We start from the raw sequence: 26308 nt of genomic DNA, 5'->3' as shown, positions 1-26308 counted from the left end.
AAGGGCAGAAAACATGAAAGCAGTAAAACATCCGGCAGATGCGATGACACCGTTAGAGAGAAAGAAGGCCATTGAGGAAGGGAAAGATATTGACAGGGTTCCATGTATACCATTTATGGGAGAATTCAAGTGTTATCTGACGGGGGTCAGTATCTGGGATTTCTGGCATGATCCGTATAAGATGTTGAAGGCTGAAATAGATACCTTTAATCGATATGGTTATGACAGAATAGTAATCGGACCTAATACCAGAGGAGTTACAGAAGCTCTGGGAGGAAAGGTGGTGTACCCTGAAAAAGGTCTTCCATATGCAGATACACCATTTATTCAAGAGTATTCCCAATTGGATAGTATGGAACCGGCAGATGCAGAGCATCATTCCAGACTTTTGACCTTTGCCGAGGCGGCAGAACTTATATGCCAGGCGGCAGCGGATGTTGTCCCGATAGAAATGAGTATCGGTGGTCCATTTACCATAGCTGCCAATCTCCGGGGTGTGGAAATCCTTCTGCGGGATTGTCGGAAATATCCGGAAGAGATTCAGCGTCTTCTGAGAATAGTTACAGATACACAGAAAAGCTGTATAGATATGGCGGCGAAATATGGGCTTGGAATTGCCATGGCGGATCCGGTGGCGAATCCAGCATTGATAGGACCGAGGATGTATGAGAAGTTTGTATTTCCCTATACAAAAGAACTGACAGATTATGCACTGAAAAAAACGGGGAAGAAAGTTTCTCTTCATATGTGCGGAAGTACTTATAGTATTTGGAAATATCTGAGCCGGTATGAACTGAATGAATTGAGTCTGGATAATATTGTAGACCTTAAGCGGGCTGTTGAGGAACTGGGCAGTCTGATCCCGATTGCAGGGAATGTTGATCCGGTACAGGTTGTAATGAATGGAACGAAAGAGGAGATATTCCAGGCAGTGGAATTCTGTATAAATACCGGAAAACAGGCAAAAAAAGGATATCATCTGGCGACAGGATGTGACATTCCGGAAAGTACGAGACCGGAGCAGATCGTTTTCTTTATGGAGGCTGCACGAAGTAATAAATTGAATTAAATAAAAAGTCGTCACAAAATGATATGATGATTACACATATATTTTGTGACGGCTTTTTTTACCCTTTTAATCCACTTAGCGCCATTCCTTCTTCAAATTTTGATTGAAGGAAAAGATAGAATATAAATGGCGGAAGGAATGTGATGGCGGCGCAAGCCATTGTAAGCCCGACATCGGTGTCATATTGTGTTTTCATTGCAGTAAGTGCAAGAGGAAGTGTACGGTATGCATCTTCTGTTGTTATAATGAGAGGCCAGGTGAAATTATTCCATGCTCCAATAAAAGTGAAAATTGCAACCGTAAGCATTGCAGACTTTACAAGAGGAAGAATAACGGCACGTAATATTTTTGCATTAGAAGCTCCATCAATTTTGGCGGATTCGATCAATTCGTCCGGAACGGCAAGGATGGCTTGTCTCATTACAAAAACACCAAAGGCAGTTGGAAGAGGCAAAATTAAGGCTTTGAAAGTATTTACCCAACCAAAGCCCCGGACAACAAGATACAAAGGGACCAAAATAACTTCAGATGGCACCAGTAGTGTCAATATAATCAGAAAAAATAGTAAGTCATTTCCTTTGAACTTAAGTTTTGCAAAAGCATATCCGGCAGTACAACTGGTGAAAAGTGTCAAAAGAACTCCTGCAAGTGCTACAAACACACTATTAAAAAAATAACGGATAAATGTAGGGTCAGAAAAAATTTTCTGATAATGTGCAAAGGTCATGTCTGAAAGTGACAGAGTAAAATCATATGCATTAGTTGTACTTTTTAATGACATTAATATCATATATAAAAATGGAAGTGTACAAATCAATATTACGCATATGAGAAAAATATTGATTATAATGTTTGATATTTTTTTCATTTTGCCACCTCCTATATTTCCGAAGCATTACGTTTCATGAAACGCTGCTGGAATAACACGATTACCAATATCATTGCCATTAATACATTAGACACGGTCATGGCATATCCTGCTTTGCTGCCTTTGAATGTCAGCTGGTATGCATACATTACAAGGGTAGTAGTGGACATGGATGGACCGCCTCCGGTCATGGTATAAATGATGTCAAACACTTGCATGGAACTTATCGTTGCAAGAAAAGTATTCATAATTATGGTTGGTTTTAATAGTGGAAGGGTAATCTTTGTCAGTTGTTGCCAACTGCCGGCCCCATCCACTCTAGCCGCTTCATAATAGTTGTTTGGAATAGACATCAAAGAAGATAAAGAAATAATCATGTGATATCCCATACCTTTCCAGACAATGAGAAGGGCAATTGTAACGATTGCCGTTTCACTGCTTCCTAAGAGCAATGTCGGGTCTATGCCAAAGATACCGAATATTGCTTTAATAGCAGGGTGTCCTCCGTTCAGGATTGCTTTCCAAACAGTTCCGATTACAGCACTGGAAGACAGAACTGGAATAAACAGGCATGCCTTGGAAATCTTGCCTAATAAGGTATCCTGTTTTGCAGCAATCAACACTGCGAATAATGTGGAACAGATTACCTGGAGAGGAACAGTTATAACTGCTATTTTTAAAGTGTTCAGGATGCAAAGTTTTAATTTAGCATCTCGAAATAGTTTTTGATAATTATAAAGTCCGTTAAATTGAGCCGGGGTAATAATATTATATTTAGTGAAACTGAAACATATTGCAATGATCAAAGATCCTGCCACAAAAGTAAGCAGGATCAATGATATTGGCGTTATGTAAAGATAAGGCGTTAAAACGGACAACCCTTTCTTTTTTTTCATAGGAGCCTCGATTCTTTTTATTCGTTGTCAGCCCAGTATTCATCAAGTGTTTCGTCTGCGAACGCTGCGGATTCATCGAGAGCTTCTTTAACTCCCATTTTACCTTCCATGATGGATTGGATATGAGCGGCATAGTTTTCAAGAATTTCGCTGCCGCATGGACCAACCTGAAGTGGGCGCCATTTGTCACGATCTTCAGTAACGATTCTTTCCATTTTTGCATCTCCAACATATTCCTCGCTTGCGGTAAGAGGAGCACCCGGAGCTACTTTGTGATATTCTGTCATGAATTCAGCACTGGTAATGTATTTGATAAGATCGAAAGCCAGTTCCTGGTTTTCGCTGGCAGTCATTACGGATAAGCAGTCAGCAGCACCGAATGTTCCGTAATCTTTATGCTTTAATGATGTTACGTAGTCCCAGTTAAGATCCGGGTAGTCATTTGCGAAAGTAGTTTCGTGAGACTGTGAAGAACGTGTTACACCAAAAGCAGCTTTTCCTGCACCGAATACTGTGCTGAATGCATCTGTTCCGGAGAGAGACATTACATTCTCAGGCATATATGGCTGAAGACTTTTGAAGAATTCAATTGCTTCAACACCGGCATCACTGTTAAATGCAGCAGATTTTAAATCATCGGCATAGATATCTCCGCCTGCCTGCCATAACAAGCTGTAAATATATGAGTTGAGCATATACAGGTTACTCATATCACCACTATTTAAGCCAACAGCGTAACCATACTGGTCGATTTTGCCGTCACCATCTGTATCCTGCGTCGCTTTTTCGCAGATACGCGCGAAATCTTCCCATGTTTCCGGGGCGGTTTCATTAAGGGAGTCCAAAATGTCCTGATTATAATAAAGAACAAAAGGAACACCTGTTACAATTGGAATGCCATATAATCCGCCCATCATCTCTCCGCGGTCAATATAAAGATACTCATTGTAATCATCTTCTGTCACAAGATCAGTTAAGTCTGCAACAGCACCAGCAGAAATATAAGTAGGGTACATCTCGGCGTACATATATCCGATATCCGGGATATCTCCACCGCTAAGACCGGTTGACCATTTTTCTTCGTAGTTGGCCCATGGGATTAATTCCATTTCAACAGTGCAGTTGTTTTCTTTTTCCCAATCTGCCAGTAACTTTTTGAAGTTGCCTTCTGTGTCATCATCGAGAGGCGGAAGCCACATTGTCAGAGTAGTCGTTTCGCTGTCTGATGCTTTCTCTTCACTGGTGTTCTCTTTGCTGCCACAGCCTACGACAAGTGAAGCAACCATGGAAACACAGAGCAGCGTGCTGAGTAGTTTCTTTTTCATTGTTCGTTATCCTCCTTTTATGAATTCGTAGAAAATACGAATCATTTTTCACACTTATTATAAAATAAATGCAGGATGAAGTAAAATAGATAAGATTTATAAAAAATACTTATTTATAGATAAAAACAATAAGTTGGAAATTGCACCCCTAAAAAGAAAATGATAGAATAATCAAAGGAGTATATTTAGACGAAAAAACGAGAGGTATGAAAATGTTAATAGAAGAATTGATGGAGCGAATCTTCCTCCCGGAGGAAGCCAGACAGGCGGTACGTAAGGAAAACATGACGGAGGCAGTTTATACGGAAGAAAAGCAATTGTTTTATGACAATTTTCCGGTATTTTTTGAAAACTGGAAGAAGGAGACTGGAAAAGAAAAGTACACTCGTGTACTGGTTTTTTATTTGCATCTTGCTTGTGAGGTATATCCGAAATACAAAGAAAAAGGGATAGAAGATGCGATTTTTGATAAGACATTCTATGACATTACTATCTGGTGTGAGGAATGTTACCGGAAGCATCAGGTATATGGCTTGGAAGAACTCTGGTGGCTTGCCCAATCTGTGAAGATGAATCTCTTCCGGCTTGGAAGATTGCAGTTTGAACCGATTGTTTTGGAGAAGGACATACATACGAATCCTAAATTGCAGGAAAGTTCGAACATTAGCATTTCAGCGGGAACCAAAGTCCTGAATGTACATATTCCGGCAGGGGAACCGCTGGATTATGAGGCGTGTCTGGATTCTTTCCGTCAGGCGGAAGCTTTCTTTGGGAAAAATCAGATTTATATGTGCGATTCATGGCTGCTTTCTCCGCATTTAAAAGAGGTGCTTTCTGAGGAGAGTAACATTCTGAAATTTCAGAACCTCTTTACAGTAACAAGTGTGTATTATGCATATCCACAGGCTGAGCAGAGGATTTTTCAGAATGTAATTGAGAACAAACAGGAGTATCCGGAGGATACTTCTCTTCGAAGAAGGGCGAAAGCGTATATTCTGTTAGGAAAAGACCTGGGAATCGGTATCGGAATTATTGAAAATATCTATAAATACATTTGATTTATTGAAAATATCAATTTGAGGACCGTTGAAAGCAGATATATAATAGATTTGGATTTGTGAGAGAATCCATTGTAAGCAGTGAGATTCTGTACTCACAGAAAGATAAAAAATTCGGGAGGAAACAAAATGAAAAAGAAACTTTTGAGTGTACTTTTGTGTACAGCAATGGTTGCTTCACTTGTAGTCGGCTGTGGCTCAAAGAGCGAGAGTGGAAACGAAAGTGAAGAGACTGAGGCCGAGGGGGAAAAGATTACACTTACCTTCTGGTGCCACGAAAATGAGCCATGGGTAAAGGCTTACAAGGAAATGGGAGAAAAATTCTCCGAGGAACATCCGGAATATGTAGTGGAGGTTCAGGATTACCCATTTAATGTGTACAATGACAAGATTCAGACTGCACTGACATCCAGTACCGCAGGTCCGGATATTATCGCTGTATGGGGCGGTATGGCACCGTCATTCATTAAGTCTGATGCACTTTCCGAAGTGCCGGAGGATCTTGCGGCAGAGATGAAAGAAGATTATATGGAACCTACTCTTGGTATTTACACCAAAGAAGGAAAATATTATGGAGTGCCGATGGAGTATAACCTGGAATATGGCGGAATGATCGTTAATAAGAAGTTATTTGATGAAGCAGGACTTTCCTATCCGGAGACATGGGAAGAACTTCGTGAGACATCAAAGGCAGTCTCCAAACAGAATGGTGATGTAGTCGAAATGAAAGGTTTTGAGATGGTTGATTCCGATTCCCTGATCTGCAACTATCTTGCCATGATTCTTCAGAGCGGAGGACAGTATCTGCAGGATGATAATTCCATTAACTTTGCAACACCGGAAGGTATTGCTGCAATGGAAGAAATCCTCAGCACTGTAAAAGATGGAGAAGCTGACCTTCAGAATCTGACAAATGATGAGTACTGCTTCAATGATGTATATCAGGATAAGGGATATATGGCGTCCGTAGGTTCCTGGGCAATCGGTGAGGGTACAGATTCCTACGAGCTGACTTATGGTGAGGATTTCGAATATGTTCCGGTTCCGCAGTATGGAGAGAAGATGGCATTTGCATCTGAGACAGGATGGGGTATCATCGTTCCGAAGAACAGTGCAAATGTTGATGCAGCATGGGAATTTGTAAAATTCTTCAGCCAGCCGGAGAATCTGGTACAGCATAATATTGCATGTAATCAGCTCCCACCGAGAAAGTCTCTGCTTGACAGCGAAGAGTATATCGAGGCAATGCCGAATGTAGCATTCCTGCTTGACATTCTTCCGAATGGACAGTGGATGGGACCATATCATACTTCTGATATGAGAACTATTTTTAATCAGATGTTTATTGACTTATGCCAGTCAGAAAACCCGGATGTAGAAGGGGCACTGAAGACAGCATCTGAGAAGATTACAAGTGAATGTCAGCTTGGATACTCTATGGAGTAATCAGTGAAATAAAGTATTCCTGAATAAAACCGGCAGAGAATTCTAAACAGGGTTCTCTGCCTTTTCCCTATTATGATATTTCCTTTAAACAAAAGAGGTTGGCAGTTTTATGAAAAATAATCGTTTTGTGGCATCGGTTCTGGTGCCGGGATTTTTATTCCTGTTTTTATTTTCGGTGTTTCCGGTGATATATGGTCTGGGTATTTCTCTGTATGATTATAATCCGGCAAACACACATAATGTATTTCTTGGATTGGAACATTACAGGCGACTGATTACGGATGAGACGTTTTGGAAGTCTGTTAAAAATACAGTCTTCTTCTGCGTGGCAGCAGTTGGGGCAAATATAGTTATTACGCTGTTTCTGGCAAAAATTATTTCAGTAATACCTTCCAAAGGGATAAAGACTTTTTTCAGAACCATTCTTTTTATTCCCTGTATAGCGCCGATGGTAGGAACTTCAATGGTATGGAAATACGGAATTGTAGGTACGGATGGAGGTCTGTTAAATCAGATCAGAGCATTGTTCGGGATGGCACCGAAAAACTGGTTTCTGACGACAATGCCGCTGATGTTGATCATCATTGTATATACGCTGTGGGCGGATATCGGTTATAATGTAGTCCTTTTCACTGCGGGTATTGAAGGCGTGCCAAAAGAGTTTGACGAGGCGGCGGCCATAGATGGAGCGGGACCGATACGGACATTTCTTTACATTAAGCTTCCCCTGATGGGCAGAACTTTTGCATTTGTGTCGATTATGACTATGGCAAATTATTTTCAAATGTTTGCGCAGTTCAGGATTTTTGCACCTCAGGGCGGAATGAATGATTCGGCGCTGGTGCTTACGAACTATGTGTATCGCACCAGTTTTGAGAGCTTCAATATGGGGTATGCCTCTGCCATAGCTATGGGACTGTTCCTGCTGGTATTTGTAATTGCTCTGATTCAAAATAAGATGATGCGGGCAGATTGGAGTTATGAATAATGAAGAAGAGAAAGAATGAATATAAAACTTATCATTATGTGATTATTACCGGTATGACAATTTTTTCGATATTAATGATGTTCCCGATGATGTGGATGGTAATGACATCTTTTAAATCGAATGCGGATATCAGGAAGAACCGGACAAAGTTTTTTCCGACGGAATGGACTTTAGAGGGATATCAGAAGGCTTTTGAAAAAGCACCTATTGGACACTGGTTTGTAAATAGTGTTATGATTGTAGCATGTATTGTGGCGGCGGTCATTCTGACCAGTACGCTGATTGGATTTGTGTTTGCCAAATATGAATTCCGATTTAAGAAGCTTTTGTTTGTCCTGCTTCTTGCAACGATGATGGTGCCGCCGCAGGTGACCATGATTCCAAGATATCTGATGATCCAGAAGCTTCATCTTTTTAATACGGCGGGAGCTTTGATCGTGCCTGGAATTGTCAGCGCCTTTGCCATTTATCTTGCGAAGCAGTTTATTGCGGATATTCCGGATAGTCTGTGTGAGGCGGCCAAGATAGATGGAGCGGGACCGCTCCGGATCTACTGGCATGTAATTCTGCCCAATATTAAGCCGGCCATTGGATCGATAGGCATTTTCACAGCTATGATGAACTGGAATGATTATCTAAATCCGCTTCTGATGCTGAATGACATTGAGAAGATGACACTGCCTCTGGGACTAGTATTTTTTGACAGCCAGAGGTCAACAGATCTGTCTGCTACTATGGCGGCCGCGACGATGATCATGATACCGATGATTATTATTTTCCTGTTGTTCCAGAAGCAATTTATTAAAGGAATGACCATGAGCGGAATAAAATAAAGAAATGAGAGGTAAAACTTATGTGGAAAAAGAAAGAAATCAAGTATGAGATGAAGCTTTTGAGTTCACTGGCAAAGGTGTTCCAGGATGAGACCCCTGTCTATCGGCCGGAGTGTCTGGGACTTAGCGCTCTTTGGGGAGAAACGGTATCTTTCCAGGCTGCATATACCGGAGACTTTTTCATGAGAGAGCGGCTGGATGTGAAGGTGGTATCTCCGATTGCAGACCATGTCAGGGTCAGAAGCGTGGAGCAGGTTCCGGTAGGGCGTGCTACAAATGGGATTGTGGACGATAATTATTTGCGTACAACATCGGGGCTTTATCCGGATCTGTTAAAGGATATTCCGGATGGCAAGGTGATCGTGTGCTCGAATCAATGGAGAAGCCTCTGGGTTGATGTTGAGGTTTCAGAGGATATTCCGGCAGGTCGATATGAGATAGAGATACAGCTTGTAAAGGAAGAAAAGGTAGTATGTTCGTCCGTGATGAAATTAATGGTAGTGGGAACGGTACTTCCACAGCTGGATATTATGCATACGGAATGGATGCACGCGGATTGTCTGGCAGACTATTATCATGTAGAGGTATTCTCAGAGGAACACTGGCAGATACTGGAAAACTATTTTCATGAGTATGTAAGCCGGGATTGCAACATGATGCTGGTTCCGCTTTTTACATCACCGCTGGATACGGCTGTGGGGTTGGAACGAACCACTACGCAGTTGGTGGAAGTAGAAGTAAAGGACGGGGAATATTTCTTCGGATTTGATAAGGTGAAACGATGGATTGATCTGTGTAAATCCTGTGGAATCCGGTATTTTGAGATGTCTCATCTTTTCTCCCAGTGGGGAGCAAAATATGCGCCTAAGGTGGTTGCAATGGTCAACGGTAAAGAGGAGAAGATTTTCGGATGGCATACTCCTGCTGTGGGAGAATATACAAGATTTCTCGAGAGCTTCCTTCCTCAGTTGATTGAAAAGCTTCGGGAATGGGAGATTGCAGATGTTACGTATTTCCATATTTCTGATGAGCCAAGAGAGGAGCATCTGGAGACTTACCGGGCAGCGAAGGAATCACTGGGACATATGCTGGATGGATTCCATACTTTTGATGCGCTGTCAAGCTATGAGTTTTACAAGCATGGTCTGGTTGATAAGCCGATTCCGGGCAATAATGAAATCGAGGAATTCCTGGAACACGGGTTGACGGATATGTGGACCTATTATTGTACCGGTCAGTTTTATGAGGTGAGCAATCGTTTTATGTCTATGCCTTCTGCAAGGAACCGAATTTATGGCGTGCAGCTTTATAAATACAATATTATCGGAATACTTCACTGGGGCTATAATTTTTATAACAGCCAGTTCTCCATTGAGCATATTAATCCTTATGAAGTGACGGATGCGGGCAATGCTTTCCCATCAGGAGATCCGTTCCTGGTATATCCGGGAAAAGACGGACATCCGGAGGAGTCTATCCGCATGATGGTTCATTATGAGGCGATGACGGATCTGAGAGCCCTTAAGCTTTTGGAGTCTTTAACCAGCAGAGAGCATGTGATGGAGCTTATCGAGGGTGAGCTGGCGGAGCCGCTGACATTTAAGAGATATCCGAAATCCGATATGTATCTGATTACATTAAGAAATCGTGTGAATCGGGAAATTTCGGAAATTGTCAGCAGAAAAGAAGCTTAATAAAGTAAGAGGTTTCTAAAGTAAGGGAGACGAACTATGAGTGAGACAAAAGTCGTAAAAACGAGCTGCAGTACCTGCGGTCCCTGCTGCCAGGTAGATGCGTATGTCAGAGACGGGAAATTGATTTCTGTGGAGGGTTCCAGAAATACTCCGCAACAGTCAGGAAGCCTGTGTGCAAAAGGGGCAGCAGCCCTTCAGTATGTTTATAATAAAGAGCGGATATTGTATCCGATGAAAAGAATCGGGAAAAAAGGAGAAGGAAAGTTCGAGCGTATTACCTGGGAGGAAGCTTATGACATGATTGCAGAGAATCTGCTTCGGATCCGGGAAGAGTACGGTGCAAAGTCGACAGTGTTTTATGTAGGATATCCAAAGTGGTTCCGTCCGGCACTTTTGCGTCTGTCAAATGCCTATGGGTCACCCAATTTCTGTACAGAATCCAGTACCTGTTTTCAGGCGGCGGCGCTGGCATGGCGTTCCGTTTATGGAAATGAAATCTGTCCTGCGGATCTTCAGAATGCAAAGACGATTCTGATGTGGAGTTCCAATCTCTACCATTCTAATACGCCCATGAGCCGCATGTATCAGGGACTTAAGAAGCGGGGAGTCAAAGTAATTAATGTTGACCCACGCCATACCGTAACTGCTCATGAGGCGGATATTCATTTGCAGTTGATCCCGGGAACGGACGGAGCGCTTGCATTGTCCATGGCGAACGTTATAATTGATGAAAATCTGTATGACCGGGAATTTGTAGAAAAATATGTCTATGGATTTGAGGAATATAAGGAGTATGTGAAGCAGTTTCCGCCTGAGCGTGCAGAGAAGATTACGGGAGTGCCTGCAGAGAAGATTATTCTTGCGGCGAGAACATTTGCATCGAATGGACCGGCAGGAATTATGTTTTCGGCATCTCCGGTCGTACATAATATTAACGGTGTACAGAATTACCGTGCGGTATTTATGCTGTCAGCTCTTACAGGTAATTATGATGTGGAAGGCGGAAACCGTTCACAGCCGGGACCATTTTCTCCGGCAAATGAATTCCATAAGGTGAGACGTCTGGACACAGAAGAAGCTATCGGGCAGCAGGATTTCCCTGTATGGTTTGATCTGTCCTGTGATGAAGCGCAGTGCACAAAGCTTGCAGATTATATCCTGGAGGAAAAACCATACCCGATTAAGGCGGTGTTTGGAATGGGGCTGAACCACAGGATGTGGCCGCAGCCATCCTATCTTCTGGAAGCACTTGCAAAACTGGATTTTTATGTGGATGTTGATATTTTTATGTCGGAGTCTGCCAAAGTGGCGGATCTGATACTTCCTGCATGTACATCTTATGAGCGGGAAGAGGTTCATGTGCTGAGGGGAGGAAGATTCTTCTTCTCCAACCGTGCTATTGAACCACTGGGTGAGTCGAAAAATGATATTGAGATTATCATGGAAGTTTTAAAAAGGATGGGGCTTCATGATGAAGTGCTGGAGCGTGGCTATGAAGGATATATGCAGTATATCCTGGAACCGTCAGGACTCACGCTGGAGGAATTAAAAGCTCATCCGGAAGGAATGAATGGCAGGAACATTTTTATGCCAAAGACAAAGACTTATGAAGAACAATCGTTTCATACACCTTCCGGCAAAATTGAATTCTGTTCTCAGGTACTTGAAAAATATAAAGACAGCCATGGATACAGCGGACTTCCGGAATATAAGGATTATCGGGAGATATCCAATATAGATCAGGAGAAATATCCAATGATTTTAAATACGGGCAGCAGGAAACCTCAGTTCTTTCATGCGCGTGTATACCGGATGCCGTGGCTTGCAGGGCTTGAGGAGGAACCGTTGGTAGAGATTCATCCGGAAGATGGGCAGAAGTATGGCATTGATAACGGAAGTCTGGTGAAAGTGATTTCTCCGGCCGGAGAGGTGACGGGAGTTGCTGCTTATCATGTCGGAGGGCAGCCGGGGACCGTTCATCTTTATCATGGAAGCGCAAAAGGGGATGCCAATGAGCTGATCGATAAGGATTATGTGGATCCTATCTCGGGATTCCCCGGATATAAGAGTTATTTCTGTCGACTGGAAAATGTTGCAATTGCGGATGCGGGGGAATTAGGATAAAATGAAGATAAAATTTGATAAAGAAAAATGTGTGGGATGCTATGCCTGTCATTCTGCCTGCCTGGCAGCGCATTATGCTCCGGATCAGGAAGGAGTCAGAAGCTTTCGCTCGATTAAACGGATATGCTGTGAGGATGAAGGTTTCGAGAAGAATGTGTGCCCGGGCTGCATTCACTGTGGCGCCTGTATGCATGTCTGTGAGCAGGAGGCGATTTTCCGGGATGAGAAGACGGGACTGATACTTGTTGATCAGAATAAATGTACCGGATGCAGAAAATGTGAATCTGTATGTCCGATGCAGGTGATATGCTATGGCGAAAATGGGAAAATGGTCAAGTGTGACGGTTGTATCGAACGTATTCGGGAAGGCAGAGAGCCTGCCTGTGTGAGGATGTGTCCGACAGGAGCAATTACCGCATCAAACGCATAAGGAGAATGTATGAAATATTCGAGGATACAGAAAGGGACGTTCATAGAACGTCCCAATCGTTTTATTGCCTATATAGAAATCAATGGAAAAAAAGAAACCGTGCATGTGAAAAATACAGGAAGATGTGCCGAACTGCTGAAATCCGGTGTGACTGTTTATGTGCAGGAAAGTGATAATATTTCTCGTAAAACAAAGTGGGATCTGATTGCAGTGGAAAAAGAGACTACCGAGGGAATACGTATGATCAACATGGATTCTCAAATTCCCAATAAGGCGGTACAGGAATGGTTGGAGAAGAATGAGAGGGGAATCCGATGTATCCGGCCGGAGTATACTTATGGGAATTCCAGAATAGACCTGTATCTGGAGATAGAAGAAGAGCAGAGGGTTCGAAAAATTCTGATTGAGGTCAAAGGGGTGACACTGGAGGAAAACGGAGTAGCTCGATTTCCGGATGCACCCAGCGAACGTGCTGTCAAACATGTGGAAGAACTTGAAAAAGCTGTTAAAGAGGGATATGAGGCCTGCATTTTCTTCGTGATACAAATGAAAGGGGTACGATATTTTACGCCAAATATAGATACCCATCCGGCATTTGGAACAGCTCTGAAAGAAGCAGCTGAAAACGGCGTGAAGATAGAAGCCTGGGACTGTCAGGTGACCTGTGACGGTATCGAACTTGATTGTCGGGTGCCGGTGGTATTGGAGGCGCCGGAACTGCACGAGATGGCAGAGCCTGTGACAGACTGGTACAGGGAGAATAAAAGGGATCTTCCCTGGAGAAATCATCCGGATGCTTACCGGGTATGGGTATCAGAAATTATGCTGCAGCAGACCAGGGTGGAAGCGGTAAAGCCCTACTATGAGAGATTCCTGAAAGCCTTACCGACAGTAAAAGACCTTGCGGAAGCGGAAGAAGATACCCTGCTGAAATTGTGGGAAGGGCTGGGCTATTATAACCGGGTGAGAAATATGCAAAAGGCTGCACAGCAGATTGTGGTGGATTATCATGGTAAATTTCCAGATACTTATGAAGAAATTCTGTCACTAAAAGGTATTGGAAATTACACGGCCGGGGCAATCAGTTCCTTTGCTTACGGAATTCCAAAACCGGCAGTGGACGGTAATGTTCTGCGGGTGGTTTCACGTGTTCTGGGAAGCGAAGAAGATATTATGAAGCAAAGTGTCCGGAGAAAATGGGAAGGATGGCTGGAAGCTGTAATCCCGGCAGATGCTGCCAGTGATTTTAACCAGGGAATGATAGAACTTGGAGCAATCGTCTGTGTACCCAATGGAGAGCCCAAGTGTGATATTTGCCCCGTGGCAAACATCTGTCGGGCTCATGCACAGGGCCGGGAGACGGAACTGCCGGTGAAGACAAAGGGAAAGGAACGTAGGATTGAAAAGCGTACGGTGCTTATTTTCCGGGACGGAGATACGGCTGCCATTCGGAAACGTCCGAAAAAAGGTCTGCTGGCAGGGCTTTATGAGCTTCCAAATGTAGAAGGAGAATGGACTCAGGATGAAGTTATTGCCTATAGCAAGAGCATCGGGCTTACTCCGGTGCGGGTAAAGACGTTGGGAAAAGCAAAGCATATTTTCAGCCATGTGGAATGGCAGATGACAGGATATCTGATACAGGTGGATGAGCTGGAAAAGAACTGTCTGGAGCCAATGATTTTCCTTCATCCGGATAAGGTACAGGAGTCATATCCTATTCCGTCAGCTTTTGAAGCATACACCAGTTACCTGAATATCCGGCTGGGGCAGGATAAATACCGATAGATTTTTTCTATAATTAACCTCTTTTATTATATTTATTGATTAGTGTCATGTATCTTAAAGTGATAAAATAGTACTTAAGGAAAATAATTTAGTCAATGGAGGGACAGCAATGGAAGTAATTAAAGATTTGCCAGAGGTGTTTGAAGAATTCGCAGAACAGCGCAAGAATTCTTTTCTTGGGGTAAAACAGTTAAAAGATAAGGGTGTGCCGGTTGTGGGAGCATATTGTACCTATTTCCCACAGGAGATTGCAATGGCAATGGGAGCAGCAACTGTTGGTTTATGCTCTACATCTGACGAGACAATTGCAGAGGCAGAGAAGTATCTGCCGAAAAATCTGTGTCCGCTGATCAAATCCAGTTATGGATTTGCAATTACGGATAAATGTCCGTTTTTCTATTTCTCAGATGTAGTAGTAGGGGAAACTACCTGTGATGGGAAGAAAAAGATGTACGAGTATATGTCTGAATTTAAAGATGTATTCTTAATGGAACTTCCGAATACTCAGGGAGAGGAAGCGCTGAAGCTTTGGAAGAGTGAGATCATCCGTTTTAAGGAATATCTGGAGAAGAAATTCGACGTGGAGATTACAGAGGATATGATTCGTGGTGCAATCAAGACCAACAATGAAGTAAGACGTTCTCTTCGTTCTCTTTATGAAGTAATGAGGAATGACCCGGCTCCGATTAAAGGACAGGATCTTTTCAAAGTACTTTATGGAAGTACATTCAAATTCGACCGTGCTGCAATTCCGGGAGAGGTAAATGCTCTGGTAGAGAAAATAAAAAAAGAATATGCAGAGGGAAAGATGGAAGAGAAGAAACCACGTATTCTGGTGACCGGATGCCCGATCGGAGGAGCAACAGAAAAGGTAATTCGAGCTATTGAGGACAATGGCGGTATTGTTGTAACTTATGAGAGCTGTTCTGGTGCAAAATCTATTGACAAGCTGGTTGATGAAGATAATCCTGATGTGTACGATGCACTGGCAAGACGGTATCTGTCTATTGGATGTTCAGTTATGACACCGAACCCGAATCGTCTGGAGCTGTTGGGAAGACTGATTGATGAGTATAAGGTAGACGGTGTGGTAGAGATGATTCTGCAGGCCTGTCATACATACAATGTGGAATCCTTCGGAATCCGCAGATTTGTAAATGAGAAGAAGGGAATTCCTTATATTTCAGTGGAGACAGATTATTCTCAAGCAGACATTGGTCAGCTGAATACAAGAATTGCAGCATTTATCGAGATGCTGTAGGATGCTTTTATATCAAATAGAGTTTTAAAGTAATAAAAAAACAGATTGCGCCAAAACGCAATCTGTTTTTGCTTACAGTCTCTCGTTATTATCACGCATGTTCTTATATTCTGCAACGGAGCGGTCAAAGCCTTCGATATGTACGTAAAGCCACTCAACAACCTTTTCCTGAACCTTTGCAACAAATGCCGGGGAAGGACCTTCTTCTTCCTGAAGCATATCCTGCAGATCAGCAATTGTCTGTTTGAATGCATCGTGCTGCGCTTTGTGTTTTGCAAATCCTGGATAGTCGATCTCTCTCTGAAGCTGTTCTTCAGCAGAAAAATGATAATTTGTATACTCTTCCAGGAAATCCAGAGTATTAACGGCAACGACTTTATCATTGCTCTGCTCACAGCTCTTCAGAACAGCGTTGATTTTTTCAATCAGTTCTTTGTGCTGGGAATCAATCATCTCATTTCCTGTAAGTAAGTTTTCACTGAGTTCTGCGTAAATTGTCATGGTTTATTCCTCCTTTATAAATGTAAATACGCCAGTCATGTGAATACATGATTTATATTACCGGCTGATGGGAGAGGCTCGTAGCCTTCCGGTTGGCCGGAACATATACAAATGGATAGACCGCTCCGGCCATCACCATTGCGGCGATAACATCGGTAACGGAATGCTGTTTCAGAAAAACGGTGGACAGAATGATCAGTCCCGCCAGAATATAGGCAGCATACTGAATATAAGGTTTTTTCTTTAACCGTTCACTGTGGGCGATTGCAAAGCTGACACCCAGTGAATTGAATACATGAATGCTGGGGAGTACATTGGTTGGAGTATCCGCCGCATACAACTGCTTTACCATATCCACAAAAATATTATCCCGTGCGAAAGTATCAGGACGGAGATTCAATCCATTAGGGAAAATGGTGCATATAATCAGGAAAATTGTCATGCCGGTAATCAGAAAAGTGGCTAATTTGTAAAATCCCTGTTTATCCGTGAAAAAGAAATACAGTGCAGTGATTGCAATAAATGCAAACCACAGCAGATACGGTATGATGAAATACTCAACAAACGGAATGTAATCATCAAGCGGAGAATGTATCCGATAATAATGAGTTGTTACATGACGTTCCAGGTACAGGAACCATGGCATGTAAATAAATCCATACAGAAGTACCCATGCGTGACTGTATTTCTTTAAGAACTTCTTTAATTTCATTGGTCATTACACCTCTCAAAACATGTGTGAAATACTATACTCATGATTCATTGGGATTATAACATGAAAAAAAGGAATCAACAACCTTGTTCACGGTTTCTTAATAATTTTCAGCTTTTTTCTCGAATATCTGAATGTGATATGATTTCAGCCCCTGTTTCAGTGCACTTTCGGTTCTGAGAGTCCACACTGCAACTGTAATCCCAAAAAGATGACGACACAGTGAGACTGACAGGTTGGGGAGATCCTTCATTTTATATGAAATGAAATCCGGCCGGGCGATCCAGTTGGATAGCAGGTGTCTGACCGGAAAAGTCAGGAACCATGGCTTGTCCGGATCGGAAGCGGTCAGGTTGGAAGAAAGCTGCCCCCGCAGGACGTGAGGAGCATGCAATCGAAACCAGAGAATCCCCAGTGTGTGAAAGGACTGGATCAGATAAACACCTTTATAATCCTTTAATACAGTATATGCAGCCTGGCAGAGTTTTAATGATCTGCCGGGAATTTTTAATTCAATTAAGAGAGGAACTCTTCCGTTTACCAGTGTGAGAACATCTGACAGAAGGGGAATTCGTTCACTGGTATTCAACAGATGAAATTGCTGTAGCTCCTCAAAGGTATAAGACTCTATTTTTCCTGACACATGGCAGATCCGTTCCAGGTCATCATCGTGAAATACGGCAATTTGACCGTCGCGGGTCAGATGAATATCCAGCTCTATTCCGTATCCGTGATCCAGAGCAGCCTTGAATGCAGCCATGGAGTTCTCAGGAATCAGACGGTCTGCACAGTGATATCCCCGATGAGCAAACATAGTGTGATGTAAACGTGCCATGTTCTTCTTTTTTGTAAGGCGGGGACAGATGGCAAAAAGGTATAACAGGATCAACAGACAAAAAATTGTCAGGATAAAAATTTTCATATGGGACTCCTTAACTGGTAATAATCTTTAAGTGTTCTTGTTCCAGAGACATATGGAGGTTCCGCTGCAGGAATACGGGTTCTCCGTCGGTGTGTACGGGAAGAGCCTGTTCGCTTTCTATCTCTGCTTCTTTACAGGTGTATGTATATACTCCGTGAAAATGTGTGTGCCATCCGAAATAAGCGGTTGGAAGGAGCAGAAGAATCTTCCATTTGGGTAGCCCTGCGATGACCGTCACGTTTAGAACATCATCACAGGGATTGGCATTCGGGCAAAATTTGAACCCGCCACCTTCGTAGGGGTGATTCATGGCTGTGGCAAAAAAAGTTTTTTCGAATTCCAGAACCTTGCCGTTATCAAGTATAAGCTTCATATGCCCCGGCGTAGAATGAATGATTCGGTCCAGAGCAATGCCTACGTAAGTCAGGCGGCCAAGATGCAGGCGGTTTAAAATAATCTTAAGCCTGGATATGACAGCCTGATGACAGACGGCAGCATCAAAACCAATACCCGAGCTTACCGCAAAACGCCTGCGCTTATTCTGGTATGTCACGACGCCCAGATTCATATAAGAATATCCGGTGGGGGAAAGGATTCGCTTTAGAGCTTCCACAGGACTTGAGTTCAGGTGAAAATATCGGGCAAAATCATTGCTTGACCCGATGGGAATATAGCCCAGAGTAACTTTGGTGCAGTCTTTAATTCCATTTATAACTTCATTAACGGTACCGTCACCACCCAGAGCGACAATGGTGTGTTTCTGACCATCTGAGGTTAATTCGGCAACAAGCTGCGTGGCATGGCGCTGATATTTGGTGAAAAGTACGCGGTAATCAACATGTTGTTTTTGAAGCTCCGGCTCCAGTTCCGACCAGACCTTGCTGCCGAGACCGGAGCGGGCATTGGGATTTATGATGAATGTATACATGTCTCTTCCTCTGTAAATAATTGCTATGTATTCTGAGATTCTTATAAAAATTATAGCGCTTTTGTCTGGATTCGACAATGTTTTTTGTGGTTGAGCGAAGTTTGTTTTCGGGGATGGTGAATGGAGGAATAGTTGACGGTGTGGAGGGCAGGTGATATATTGAAAACAGAAAAATTGAAGAATCTGGAGGAAAGGTAAATGAAGTTGGGATTTATTGGAACCGGAAATATGGCAAGTGCCATGATGGGGGGCATTATTAAAAATAACATTGTTCCGGCAGGTGAGATTATCGGATCAGATCTGTCGCCGGCAGGGCGGAAGAGAGCGGAAGAAAGCCTTGGAATTCATGTTACAGAGAGTAATATGGAAGTTGTGAGACAGGCAGAGATAGTTGTATTATCTGTAAAACCACAGTTTTACGAAGCCGTTATCTGTGAGATTAAGGATGAGGTCAGGGATGATCAGATGATTATAACGATAGCACCGGGCAAGACCCTGGAATGGCTGGAAGATAAGTTTGGTAAAGCTGTGAAAATTGTCCGGACGATGCCGAATACTCCGGCAATGGTTGGGGAGGGAATGACGGCAGTCTGCTATAATTCCCATGTAACAGATGAGGAGCTGGAGCAGGCAATTACTCTGTTAAAGGGATTTAGCAAAGTAGAAGTTGTGCCCGAACATCTGATGGATGCGGTGGTTTCTACGAGCGGAAGTTCACCGGCATATGTTTTTATGATGATTGAGGCAATGGGAGACGCGGCTGTGTCCGGTGGTATGCCAAGACAGCAGGCATATCAGTTTGCAGCTCAGGCAGTGCTTGGAAGTGCGAAGATGGTTCTGGAAACCGGTAAGCATCCGGGTGAACTGAAAGATATGGTCTGCTCACCGGCTGGAACGACGATTGAAGCGGTAAGAGTTCTGGAAGAACGTGGATTTAAGAGTGCAATCTTCGAGGCAATGAAGGTTTGCGAAGAAATGTCAAAGAATATGTAATTTTGGCGGATTTTGAATATAATAGTAGTATCAGACATCAGGAAAGGAGACAGACAAAATATGCCATCAACGTATGCACATTACCGGTTGGGAAAGGAAGTATGGGGAAAGCTCCCGGCAGAGATCAAGGAAGAGCTTTCGGGACAATTAGATTTATTTAAGATCGGTCTTCACGGGCCGGATATTTTGTTTTATTATGGAGCACTTGGTTCAAATAAGGTGAACCGGACCGGATTTGGAATGCATGATAAACTGGCCAAGGATTTCTTTTTGCCGGCACTTCAGATTATGCGACATGTAAAGGCAGATAAGGAATATCATGCAATGCAGGCGTATCTCTATGGATTTATCTGTCATTTTGCCCTTGATCGGGCTTGTCATGGCTATGTAGAGGAGAAGATGGAGGCGAGTGGCCTGTCTCATTCTGAGATAGAGACGGAATTTGACCGTGCATTGATGCTGGAGGATGGACTTGATCCAATCCGTCAGAAGGTGACGGGACATCTGCATCCGAATAAAGAGGGAGCCAGAGTAATCAGCAGATTCTTCCCCGACATTACGGAGGAAGAAGTCTACAAGGCATTAAAGTCCATGAAAAGGTGTCTGGACTTCCTTGTCGCTCCACATTGGCCCAAAAGAACACTCATTATGAAAGGGCTGAAAGTTAGCGGGCATTATGAGGGGATGCATGGGCTGGTGATGAATCCGGAAGCGAATCCGGAGTGTGCAGACAGCAACAGGGAATTAAGAAAAAGGTATGGGAAGGCAGTAAGGAATGCATTGGAACTGATTGAAGAATTTCGCAAAGAAGAGTCGGATGCAGAACTTCCAATGGATGAACGGTTTGATCATACGTTCGGGGCTGAGAAAGGAACAGAGTAAGATTTATGAGAGGGAAATTAACGAAACTTGAAAAAGCATGGGTTCTGTATGATGTGGGAAATTCGGCGTTTGTCCTGTTGGTATCAACGATTATTCCTATCTATTTTAATTACCTGTCAGAAAGCGCGGGGATATCCTCTGCAGAGTATCTGGCATACTGGGGATATGCGGCGTCCATTGCGACTCTTGCGGTAGCGGTGATCGGACCGGTATTTGGTACATTGGCGGATACGCGTGATTTTAAGAAACCGGTGTTTGTGGTGTCCCTTATGGTAGGTGCGATCGGATGTCTGGCACTGGGGCTTTCAGAATCGTGGATTGTATTTCTGGGTATATTTATTATTGCAAAAATAGGATATTCATCCAGTCTTGTGTTTTATGACTCGATGATTCAGGATGTGACGACACCGGAGCGATTAGATGTTGTATCCTCTCAGGGGTATGCATGGGGATATATCGGAAGCTGTATCCCATTTGTTGCAAGTCTTGGAATCGTACTGGGAGCCGGAAGTCTTGGAATCAGTATGAAAACGGCTATGATGATTTCCTTTCTTATTGTGGCAGTCTGGTGGGTGGGAACGACCATTCCGTTGCTCAGAGGGTACAAGCAGATTTATTATGTGGAAGTCAGAGGCAATGTAATTTCACAGAGTTTTGGACGGTTGTTTGACACAATGAAAGATATGAAGAACGAGAAGAGAATTCTCTGGTTTTTGATTGCATATTTTTTCTATATCGATGGTGTTTATACAATCATTGAAATGGCGACGGCATACGGAACGGCATTAGGGCTCAATACTACGGGACTTCTGCTGGCGCTTCTTGTGACGCAGATCGTGGCGTTCCCGTTTGCGATTATCTTTGGTCGTCTGTCTGAAAAATATCCTACGGAGCGCCTGATTATGATATGTATCGGAGCATATTTTGGAATTGCAGTATTTGCATTGTTCATGAGAACTCAGATACAATTCTGGATACTGGCTGTATGCGTGGGTATGTTCCAGGGAGGCGTTCAGGCATTATCCAGATCGCATTTTGCAAAATTAATTCCGCCTCAGAAATCCGGAGAATATTTCGGGATTCTGGATATCTGTGGTAAAGGTGCTTCTTTTATAGGAACAGCGCTGGTTGGTCTGGTATCACAGGTTACCGGAGATGCGAATAAGGGAGTAGGGGTTCTGACGCTTGTGTTTGTGTTGGGATTCTTCCTTTTCAGAAAATCTGTGAAAGCAGAGCCTCAAAAAGAAGGATAGACATATCCTGTAAAATTGATTTTGAAATATATCTGTGATAGAATATCCGTATCTAAATTGAAAATAAAAAAGTGAGGAAAATGATATGGCAAATCCAGTAATAACAATTGAAATGGAAAACGGAGATATTATGAAAGCAGAACTTTACCCGGAGATTGCACCGAATACAGTGAATAACTTTATTTCTCTGGTAAAGAAGGGATACTATGATGGATTGATTTTTCACCGTGTGATCCGTGGTTTTATGATTCAGGGCGGATGTCCGAAGGGAATCGGAACAGGCGGCCCGGGATATAACATTAAGGGAGAATTCGGACAGAATGGTTTTAAAAATGATCTGAAGCATACCAAAGGCGTGCTTTCCATGGCGCGTGCAATGCATCCGGATTCCGCAGGTTCCCAGTTCTTCATCATGCATGAGAATGCACCGCATCTGGATGGTGCTTATGCAGCATTTGGTAAGGTGACAGAGGGACTTGATATTGTGGATAAGATTGCAGAGACGGCAACTGATTATCAGGATCGCCCGTTAGAAGTACAGAAGATGGCAAGGGTTACGGTAGAAACCTTTGGAGAAGATTATCCGGAGCCGGAAAAAGCGTAGAAATTCAAGAAAAAAAGTCGTTGTAACATAGAAGATTACAGCGACTTTTTTTCATTGAGAGAGGTTCAAGAGGTAATAGCCTCTTCTGTATTAGTTCAGCATTTCAATGAATGCACCAGGTCTTGTATTAATAGAAATTATTGTGTTTGTTTGTATATCACTATCATAGAAAAAAATTCAGAAAATGTACAATAGAAAAAAAGGATGATTGTATTGGATTTGTCTATTATTGAAAAGTCGAAAAAAGAAAATGTCAAAAGTGAGACTGGCGGATTTATTGACAAAATCCCAAGTTATGATACAATATACGTAAATCCGGTGAGAGAAGACCAGCCGATCAGGGAAACCTTTTTGATGATTCGGGTGGTTTTCTTTATTTGACGGAGTGTTATGGAAAATAGAAAAGATTAATGTAACGGAGGGAACAATTATGGTAATTAATAAAAATGTAGAAGGAAAGAATATGACAATCGCATTAGACGGAAGATTGGATACCACTACAGCACCGCAGCTGGAAGCTGAACTGAAAGATAGTATAGATGGAATTGAGAAATTAGTTTTTGATTTTGAAAATTTAGGATACCTTTCTTCTGCCGGTCTGCGTGTTCTTCTGTCTGCTCAGAAGACTATGAATAAACAGGGAGAGATGGTAATTACCAAAGTAAATGAGACCATTATGGAGATTTTTGAGGTAACCGGATTCGTTGATATTCTCACAATCGAGTAAATTACATCGAAGTCTGAGACAAGGATGGAATAAGGAGGATATCGAATGCGTGAAATAACGGTTGATGCAGCCATTGAAAATATTGCAGAAGTAACCGCTTTTGTAGATGAACAGCTTGAGGCATTTGATTGTCCCATGAAAGTACAGATGCAGATAGATATTGCAATTGATGAGCTGTTCAGTAATATCGCACATTATGCTTATAAACCAGAGGTCGGAAAGGCAACGGTAAGAGTGGAGCTTGACGAAGATCCCCGTGCGGCTGTTGTGACTTTTATTGATAATGGAGTTCCATATGATCCGCTTGCAAAAAAGGATCCGGATGTTACCCTGTCTGCAGAGGAGAGGAAGATAGGCGGATTGGGAATATATCTGGTAAAAAAAAGTATGGATGATATGTTCTATGAATATAAGGATGGACAGAATATTCTTATTATCAAAAAATTATTATAAGAGCTGATGCCTGTCAGGCGAAGCAACGGAGGTACAGACGGCATGAACCAGATGGTTCGGACAGAGAATCTTGTATTTGAATATGACAAACGTGATGAAGAAGGCAATGTGATTGGTAAGTCCCGTGCCATTGATGAAGTTAATATTGACGTTGAAGCGGGACAGTTTATTGCGATTCTTGGCCATAATGGATCGGGAAAATCTACCTTTGCCAAGCATATAAATGCAATACTGGTTCCTACGGAGGGAACCATGTGGGTGAATGGAAGAAATACAAAGGAGCCGCAGGAATTATGGAAGGTAAGACAATCGGCGGGAATGGTATTTCAGAATCCGGATAATCAGATTATTGGAACAGTGGTAGAAGAAGACGTGGGTTTTGGACCGGAGAATCTGGGTGTGCCTACAGAGAAGATCTGGCAGAGAGTGGAAGACAGTCTGAAAGCGGTCGGGATGATAGAATACAGACATCATTCACCGAATAAGCTGTCCGGAGGTCAGAAACAGAGAGTTGCAATAGCAGGTGTGATTGCTATGCGCCCAAAGTGTATCGTGTTGGATGAACCAACTGCGATGCTGGATCCTAACGGACGAAAAGAAGTACTGCGAACAGTTCAGGAACTTCGGAAAGCGGAGAAAATAACAGTGATCCTTATTACGCATTATATGGAAGAAGTTATCGATGCGGATAAGGTATTTGTTATGGATCATGGACATGTAGTCATGGAAGGAACTCCCAGGGAGATTTTTTCAAGGGTAGATGAGCTTAAGAAATATCGTCTGGATGTTCCGCAGGTAACCATGCTTGCGGATGAAATTCGGAAACGCGGACTGGACATCCCGGCAGGAATTCTGAGAAAAGAAGAATTAGTGGAGGCGCTATGTCAATTAAAATCGAACATTTAAATTATGTATATGGCGCAGGGACTGCTTATGAGTCACATGCACTGAAAGATATCTGCCTGGAGATTCCGCATGGAGAGTTTGTAGGTATTATAGGACATACCGGATCGGGAAAATCTACTTTGATCCAGCACTTGAATGGGCTTTTAAGAGCGACAGACGGGGCGTTATATTATAATGGAAAAAATATTTATGAAGAAGGCTATCCCATGCGGGAACTTCGTAATCAGGTAGGACTGGTGTTTCAATATCCGGAACACCAGCTTTTTGAGGTAGATGTTCTGACGGACGTATGTTTTGGCCCTAAGAATCAGGGATTGTCGCCGGCAGAGTGTGAGCAGTGTGCTCTGGAGGCATTGAGGCTGGTTGGACTGAAGGAGAAGTACTACAGGTCTTCGCCTTTTGAACTTTCAGGAGGACAGAAACGAAGGGTAGCAATTGCGGGAGTTCTGGCCATGCATCCGAAGGTTCTGGTACTGGATGAACCAACTGCAGGTCTGGATCCAAAAGGGCGGGATGAGATACTGGATCAGATTGCTTACCTGCATAAGGAGAGTGATATGACGGTTATACTGGTGTCGCACAGTATGGAGGATATTGCGCGTTATGCAGACCGCATTATCGTGATGAATAAAGGACAAGTACTCTATAATGATAGACCTAAGGCAGTATTTGCCCACTACCAGGAGCTGGAGAAGGTTGGACTTGCGGCCCCGCAGGTGACTTATATTATGCATGAGTTGAGGGAACATGGAATTGACGTTGGAGTAACGGCGACTACAGTGGACGAGGCTGCAGATGAAATCATGGGAGCGTTAGGAAGATGATTCGAGATATTACTATAGGACAATATTATCCGGCTAAAAGCGTGCTGCATAGGCTGGATCCCAGAGTGAAACTGGTGTGTACACTTTTTTATCTGGTTTCACTGTTTTTGTTTAAAAGTATTCCGGGATACATTGTGGCAACCTTGTTTTTAATATCGGTGGTTCGGCTTTCCAAAGTACCCTTTTCTTATATAATGCGGGGAATGAAGCCGGTGTTTATGCTGCTTATGATAACGGTTTTATTTAATTTGTTTCTGACAAGGGGAGGAGAAGTCCTGCTTCATGTGTGGGTGTTTACGGTTACGGAGGAAGGGCTTCGTACGGCAGTTTTTATGGCAATTCGTTTGATTTATCTGATTGCCGGTTCCTCTTTAATGACTTTTACGACTACACCGAATGAACTGACAGATGGTATAGAAAGCCTGTTGGGACCTTTAAATAAACTGCGTGTTCCGGTACATGAAGTTGCAATGATGATGTCTATTGCGCTTCGTTTTATTCCAATCCTTCTGGAAGAGACGGATAAGATTATGAAAGCTCAGATTGCCAGAGGTGCAGATCTTGAAAGTGGGAATATTATTCAGAAAGCGAAGAGTATGGTTCCTATCCTGGTTCCGCTTTTTGTGTCTGCTTTCCGTCGGGCGAATGATCTGGCTATGGCCATGGAAGCGAGATGTTATCGAGGTGGTGAGGGAAGGACAAAGATGAAGCCGTTGCATTACCGAAAGAGGGATTATGCGGCATATGTTCTGATGCTACTTTATGTGGTAGCAGTTGTTTTGATTGGAAGATATGTACCGTTCCATATATGGATATTCTAAAAGGA

27 protein-coding genes are annotated in these 26308 nt (G+C 42.9%); 20 read left to right on the top strand and 7 right to left on the bottom strand.

Going from position 1 to position 26308, the window contains the following annotated elements; translation table 11 throughout:
• Positions 1–13: 13 nt before the first annotated feature.
• Entirely contained in the window at positions 14–1069 is a 1056-nt protein-coding gene (locus ACQRCC_RS07100; RefSeq protein WP_427850119.1) for a uroporphyrinogen decarboxylase family protein, read from the top strand.
• Positions 1070–1127: 58 nt separating this feature from the next.
• Here ACQRCC_RS07100 and ACQRCC_RS07095 read toward each other — a convergent pair whose 3' ends face one another.
• From ACQRCC_RS07095 to ACQRCC_RS07085, 3 genes are read right to left on the bottom strand one after another with little or no spacing between them, the layout of a single operon-like run.
• Positions 1128–1937 carry a carbohydrate ABC transporter permease gene (locus ACQRCC_RS07095; RefSeq protein ID WP_427850118.1) on the bottom strand — a complete coding sequence of 270 codons (810 nt, stop codon included), beginning with the start codon at positions 1935–1937 and terminating at the stop codon, positions 1128–1130.
• Positions 1938–1948: 11 nt separating this feature from the next.
• Positions 1949–2833: a carbohydrate ABC transporter permease gene (locus tag ACQRCC_RS07090; protein ID WP_427850117.1), complete on the bottom strand. Its 885-nt coding sequence runs from the start codon at positions 2831–2833 to the stop codon at positions 1949–1951.
• A 17-nt stretch (positions 2834–2850) separates the two neighbouring features.
• A complete protein-coding gene (locus tag ACQRCC_RS07085) occupies positions 2851–4158 on the bottom strand; it encodes an ABC transporter substrate-binding protein (protein WP_427850116.1) in 1308 nt (435 codons plus the stop codon).
• Between the two features lie 212 nt (positions 4159–4370).
• On the opposite strand from ACQRCC_RS07085, the gene ACQRCC_RS07080 reads away from it, so the two are divergent.
• From ACQRCC_RS07080 to ACQRCC_RS07040, 9 genes are all read left to right on the top strand, one after another.
• Complete coding sequence (locus ACQRCC_RS07080) at positions 4371–5216, top strand: acyltransferase domain-containing protein (protein WP_427850115.1); 846 nt, start codon at positions 4371–4373, stop codon at positions 5214–5216.
• A 129-nt stretch (positions 5217–5345) separates the two neighbouring features.
• Positions 5346–6662: an ABC transporter substrate-binding protein gene (locus ACQRCC_RS07075; RefSeq protein ID WP_427850114.1), complete on the top strand. Its 1317-nt coding sequence runs from the start codon at positions 5346–5348 to the stop codon at positions 6660–6662.
• 109 nt (positions 6663–6771) lie between these two features.
• Entirely contained in the window at positions 6772–7650 is an 879-nt protein-coding gene (locus ACQRCC_RS07070; RefSeq protein ID WP_427850113.1) for a carbohydrate ABC transporter permease, read from the top strand.
• Entirely contained in the window at positions 7650–8483 is an 834-nt protein-coding gene (locus ACQRCC_RS07065) for a carbohydrate ABC transporter permease (protein ID WP_427850112.1), read from the top strand. The genes ACQRCC_RS07070 and ACQRCC_RS07065 overlap by 1 nt, the downstream gene beginning before the upstream one ends.
• Before the next feature lie 20 nt (positions 8484–8503).
• The gene (locus ACQRCC_RS07060; RefSeq protein ID WP_427850111.1) at positions 8504–10177 is read left to right on the top strand and encodes a DUF4091 domain-containing protein; all 1674 of its coding nucleotides are present in this window, start codon (positions 8504–8506) and stop codon (positions 10175–10177) included.
• Positions 10178–10213: 36 nt separating this feature from the next.
• Positions 10214–12301, top strand: coding sequence for a molybdopterin-containing oxidoreductase family protein (locus ACQRCC_RS07055; protein WP_427850110.1), 2088 nt, complete (start codon positions 10214–10216; stop codon positions 12299–12301).
• Position 12302: 1 nt separating this feature from the next.
• Positions 12303–12731 carry a 4Fe-4S dicluster domain-containing protein gene (locus tag ACQRCC_RS07050; protein WP_427850109.1) on the top strand — a complete coding sequence of 143 codons (429 nt, stop codon included), beginning with the start codon at positions 12303–12305 and terminating at the stop codon, positions 12729–12731.
• A gap of 9 nt (positions 12732–12740) precedes the next feature.
• Positions 12741–14516 (top strand): A/G-specific adenine glycosylase, encoded by a 1776-nt coding sequence (gene mutY, locus ACQRCC_RS07045; RefSeq protein ID WP_427850108.1) that lies wholly within the window; start codon positions 12741–12743, stop codon positions 14514–14516.
• Positions 14517–14625: 109 nt separating this feature from the next.
• Positions 14626–15777: a double-cubane-cluster-containing anaerobic reductase gene (locus ACQRCC_RS07040; protein WP_427850107.1), complete on the top strand. Its 1152-nt coding sequence runs from the start codon at positions 14626–14628 to the stop codon at positions 15775–15777.
• Positions 15778–15849: 72 nt separating this feature from the next.
• Here the strand turns inward: ACQRCC_RS07040 and ACQRCC_RS07035 are convergent, their stop codons facing one another.
• The 4 genes from ACQRCC_RS07035 to ACQRCC_RS07020 form a co-directional block, all read right to left on the bottom strand.
• Positions 15850–16272: a bacteriohemerythrin gene (locus ACQRCC_RS07035; RefSeq protein ID WP_427850209.1), complete on the bottom strand. Its 423-nt coding sequence runs from the start codon at positions 16270–16272 to the stop codon at positions 15850–15852.
• A 58-nt stretch (positions 16273–16330) separates the two neighbouring features.
• Positions 16331–16990 carry a phosphatase PAP2 family protein gene (locus ACQRCC_RS07030; protein WP_427850106.1) on the bottom strand — a complete coding sequence of 220 codons (660 nt, stop codon included), beginning with the start codon at positions 16988–16990 and terminating at the stop codon, positions 16331–16333.
• A 100-nt stretch (positions 16991–17090) separates the two neighbouring features.
• Entirely contained in the window at positions 17091–17912 is an 822-nt protein-coding gene (locus ACQRCC_RS07025) for a glycerophosphodiester phosphodiesterase (RefSeq protein WP_427850105.1), read from the bottom strand.
• 10 nt (positions 17913–17922) lie between these two features.
• A complete protein-coding gene (locus tag ACQRCC_RS07020; RefSeq protein ID WP_427850104.1) occupies positions 17923–18840 on the bottom strand; it encodes a diacylglycerol/lipid kinase family protein in 918 nt (305 codons plus the stop codon).
• Between the two features lie 198 nt (positions 18841–19038).
• On the opposite strand from ACQRCC_RS07020, the gene proC reads away from it, so the two are divergent.
• The 10 genes from proC (at position 19039) to ACQRCC_RS06970 (ending at position 26303) form a co-directional block, all read left to right on the top strand.
• On the top strand, positions 19039–19833 hold the full coding sequence (proC, locus tag ACQRCC_RS07015) for a pyrroline-5-carboxylate reductase (RefSeq protein WP_427850103.1): 795 nt from the start codon (positions 19039–19041) through the stop codon (positions 19831–19833).
• Positions 19834–19893: 60 nt separating this feature from the next.
• Positions 19894–20715, top strand: a complete 822-nt coding sequence (locus ACQRCC_RS07010) for a zinc dependent phospholipase C family protein (RefSeq protein ID WP_427850102.1) — start codon at positions 19894–19896, stop codon at positions 20713–20715.
• 5 nt (positions 20716–20720) lie between these two features.
• Complete coding sequence (locus tag ACQRCC_RS07005; protein ID WP_427850101.1) at positions 20721–21968, top strand: MFS transporter; 1248 nt, start codon at positions 20721–20723, stop codon at positions 21966–21968.
• Positions 21969–22053: 85 nt separating this feature from the next.
• Positions 22054–22572, top strand: a complete 519-nt coding sequence (locus tag ACQRCC_RS07000) for a peptidylprolyl isomerase (RefSeq protein ID WP_427850100.1) — start codon at positions 22054–22056, stop codon at positions 22570–22572.
• A gap of 213 nt (positions 22573–22785) precedes the next feature.
• Entirely contained in the window at positions 22786–22953 is a 168-nt protein-coding gene (locus ACQRCC_RS06995; RefSeq protein ID WP_427850099.1) for a hypothetical protein, read from the top strand.
• A 49-nt stretch (positions 22954–23002) separates the two neighbouring features.
• Entirely contained in the window at positions 23003–23299 is a 297-nt protein-coding gene (locus ACQRCC_RS06990) for an STAS domain-containing protein (RefSeq protein WP_427850098.1), read from the top strand.
• A 45-nt stretch (positions 23300–23344) separates the two neighbouring features.
• Positions 23345–23752, top strand: coding sequence for an ATP-binding protein (locus ACQRCC_RS06985; RefSeq protein ID WP_427850097.1), 408 nt, complete (start codon positions 23345–23347; stop codon positions 23750–23752).
• Between the two features lie 51 nt (positions 23753–23803).
• Complete coding sequence (locus ACQRCC_RS06980; protein WP_427850208.1) at positions 23804–24658, top strand: energy-coupling factor transporter ATPase; 855 nt, start codon at positions 23804–23806, stop codon at positions 24656–24658.
• Positions 24634–25482, top strand: a complete 849-nt coding sequence (locus ACQRCC_RS06975; RefSeq protein ID WP_427850096.1) for an energy-coupling factor transporter ATPase — start codon at positions 24634–24636, stop codon at positions 25480–25482. Before ACQRCC_RS06980 ends, ACQRCC_RS06975 begins: the two co-directional genes overlap by 25 nt.
• Positions 25479–26303: an energy-coupling factor transporter transmembrane component T family protein gene (locus tag ACQRCC_RS06970; protein WP_427850095.1), complete on the top strand. Its 825-nt coding sequence runs from the start codon at positions 25479–25481 to the stop codon at positions 26301–26303. Before ACQRCC_RS06975 ends, ACQRCC_RS06970 begins: the two co-directional genes overlap by 4 nt.
• Positions 26304–26308: the final 5 nt, after the last annotated feature.

Origin of the sequence: Sporofaciens sp. SGI.106 (genome assembly GCF_050314255.1) — a bacterium.
In the GTDB taxonomy this organism is placed as follows: Bacteria; Bacillota; Clostridia; order Lachnospirales; family Lachnospiraceae; genus Claveliimonas.
The sequence above is the reverse complement of the archived record's forward strand: the minus strand, read 5'-3'. Positions and strand labels throughout refer to the sequence as shown.

Bases quoted from the DNA above. Each gene is read 5' to 3' on its own strand.
- ACQRCC_RS07100 (WP_427850119.1), top strand. From the start codon at position 14: ATGAAAGCAGTAAAACATCCGGCAGATGCGATGACACCGTTAGAGAGA.
- ACQRCC_RS07095 (WP_427850118.1), bottom strand. From the start codon at position 1,937: ATGAAAAAAATATCAAACATTATAATCAATATTTTTCTCATATGCGTA.
- ACQRCC_RS07090 (WP_427850117.1), bottom strand. From the start codon at position 2,833: ATGAAAAAAAAGAAAGGGTTGTCCGTTTTAACGCCTTATCTTTACATA.
- ACQRCC_RS07085 (WP_427850116.1), bottom strand. From the start codon at position 4,158: ATGAAAAAGAAACTACTCAGCACGCTGCTCTGTGTTTCCATGGTTGCT.
- ACQRCC_RS07080 (WP_427850115.1), top strand. From the start codon at position 4,371: ATGTTAATAGAAGAATTGATGGAGCGAATCTTCCTCCCGGAGGAAGCC.
- ACQRCC_RS07075 (WP_427850114.1), top strand. From the start codon at position 5,346: ATGAAAAAGAAACTTTTGAGTGTACTTTTGTGTACAGCAATGGTTGCT.
- ACQRCC_RS07070 (WP_427850113.1), top strand. From the start codon at position 6,772: ATGAAAAATAATCGTTTTGTGGCATCGGTTCTGGTGCCGGGATTTTTA.
- ACQRCC_RS07065 (WP_427850112.1), top strand. From the start codon at position 7,650: ATGAAGAAGAGAAAGAATGAATATAAAACTTATCATTATGTGATTATT.
- ACQRCC_RS07060 (WP_427850111.1), top strand. From the start codon at position 8,504: ATGTGGAAAAAGAAAGAAATCAAGTATGAGATGAAGCTTTTGAGTTCA.
- ACQRCC_RS07055 (WP_427850110.1), top strand. From the start codon at position 10,214: ATGAGTGAGACAAAAGTCGTAAAAACGAGCTGCAGTACCTGCGGTCCC.
- ACQRCC_RS07050 (WP_427850109.1), top strand. From the start codon at position 12,303: ATGAAGATAAAATTTGATAAAGAAAAATGTGTGGGATGCTATGCCTGT.
- mutY (WP_427850108.1), top strand. From the start codon at position 12,741: ATGAAATATTCGAGGATACAGAAAGGGACGTTCATAGAACGTCCCAAT.
- ACQRCC_RS07040 (WP_427850107.1), top strand. From the start codon at position 14,626: ATGGAAGTAATTAAAGATTTGCCAGAGGTGTTTGAAGAATTCGCAGAA.
- ACQRCC_RS07030 (WP_427850106.1), bottom strand. From the start codon at position 16,990: ATGAAATTAAAGAAGTTCTTAAAGAAATACAGTCACGCATGGGTACTT.
- ACQRCC_RS07025 (WP_427850105.1), bottom strand. From the start codon at position 17,912: ATGAAAATTTTTATCCTGACAATTTTTTGTCTGTTGATCCTGTTATAC.
- ACQRCC_RS07020 (WP_427850104.1), bottom strand. From the start codon at position 18,840: ATGTATACATTCATCATAAATCCCAATGCCCGCTCCGGTCTCGGCAGC.
- proC (WP_427850103.1), top strand. From the start codon at position 19,039: ATGAAGTTGGGATTTATTGGAACCGGAAATATGGCAAGTGCCATGATG.
- ACQRCC_RS07010 (WP_427850102.1), top strand. From the start codon at position 19,894: ATGCCATCAACGTATGCACATTACCGGTTGGGAAAGGAAGTATGGGGA.
- ACQRCC_RS07005 (WP_427850101.1), top strand. From the start codon at position 20,721: ATGAGAGGGAAATTAACGAAACTTGAAAAAGCATGGGTTCTGTATGAT.
- ACQRCC_RS07000 (WP_427850100.1), top strand. From the start codon at position 22,054: ATGGCAAATCCAGTAATAACAATTGAAATGGAAAACGGAGATATTATG.
- ACQRCC_RS06990 (WP_427850098.1), top strand. From the start codon at position 23,003: ATGGTAATTAATAAAAATGTAGAAGGAAAGAATATGACAATCGCATTA.
- ACQRCC_RS06985 (WP_427850097.1), top strand. From the start codon at position 23,345: ATGCGTGAAATAACGGTTGATGCAGCCATTGAAAATATTGCAGAAGTA.
- ACQRCC_RS06980 (WP_427850208.1), top strand. From the start codon at position 23,804: ATGGTTCGGACAGAGAATCTTGTATTTGAATATGACAAACGTGATGAA.
- ACQRCC_RS06975 (WP_427850096.1), top strand. From the start codon at position 24,634: ATGTCAATTAAAATCGAACATTTAAATTATGTATATGGCGCAGGGACT.
- ACQRCC_RS06970 (WP_427850095.1), top strand. From the start codon at position 25,479: ATGATTCGAGATATTACTATAGGACAATATTATCCGGCTAAAAGCGTG.